This is a genomic window from Vibrio satsumensis (genome assembly GCF_050337435.1).
GTDB classification, from domain to species: Bacteria; Pseudomonadota; Gammaproteobacteria; order Enterobacterales; family Vibrionaceae; genus Vibrio; species Vibrio satsumensis.
Genome location: NZ_JAKJSX010000028.1, coordinates 1 through 1,048, shown reverse-complemented (window position 1 = coordinate 1,048; position 1,048 = coordinate 1). Strand labels below are relative to the sequence as shown.

At 43.6% G+C, this 1,048-nt stretch carries 1 tRNA gene and 2 rRNA genes; all 3 read left to right on the top strand.

Going from position 1 to position 1,048, the window contains the following annotated elements:
- Positions 1-155: ribosomal RNA gene (locus L4C44_RS22735) — 16S ribosomal RNA — on the top strand; the annotation flags it as partial.
- Between the two features lie 76 nt (positions 156-231).
- Positions 232-307 (top strand) — tRNA-Ala (locus L4C44_RS22730).
- Between the two features lie 338 nt (positions 308-645).
- Positions 646-1,048 (top strand): 23S ribosomal RNA (locus L4C44_RS22725); the annotation flags it as partial.

Here is a 1,048-nt window from a genome sequence, read left to right as displayed (position 1 = left end):
TTGTACACACCGCCCGTCACACCATGGGAGTGGGCTGCAAAAGAAGTGGGTAGTTTAACCTTTCGGGGAGGACGCTCACCACTTTGTGGTTCATGACTGGGGTGAAGTCGTAACAAGGTAGCCCTAGGGGAACCTGGGGCTGGATCACCTCCTTATACGAAGATACTCACGATAAGTGTCCACACAGATTGATGGTTTAATAAGTTAAGAGTAGGAAATACTTTTCCAGATGGGGCTATAGCTCAGCTGGGAGAGCGCCTCGCTGGCAGCGAGGAGGTCTGCGGTTCGATCCCGCATAGCTCCACCATCTTTAAGTGTTCTTCCTTAAGAATCTTTAAAAATGGTTATTTCTTTAATTAGGAAAATCTAGCTCTTTAACAATTTGGAAAGCTGACTGATTGATTACTTACGAGTAATTCAATCAAATTTAAAAGTTCTCAATGTTTACCTTTATGGTAAACACAACAAACACATTCAAGTGTCTTGTATTCGAATCAAATTTATTTGATTCACAATTGAGTCCGGCAAACAGTCATCAAGAATTAACCCTTCTTAATGACAACCAAAAACCTTGGTTAGTTGCCATACGCTTATTTGTCTTCACTTTTTAAAGTGAAAGCAAATAGAGACCCTTTCGGGTTGTATGGTTAAGTGACTAAGCGTACACGGTGGATGCCTTGGCAGTCAGAGGCGATGAAAGGCGTAATAACTTGCGATAAGCCCAGATTAGGTAGTAATAACCTTTTGAGTCTGGGATTCCTGAATGGGGAAACCCACTTACATAAGTAAGTATCCTGTTGTGAATACATAGCAACAGGAGGCAAACCGGGGGAACTGAAACATCTAAGTACCCCGAGGAAGAGAAATCAACCGAGATTCCGAAAGTAGCGGCGAGCGAAATTGGATTAGCCCTTAAGCTTTTAATGAGACAGATGAAGGCTCTGGAAAGTGCCGCARTAAAGGGTGATAGCCCCGTAATCGACATCTCATCATCAGTGAAAACGAGTAGGGCGGGACACGTGATATCCTGTCTGAATATGGGGGGACC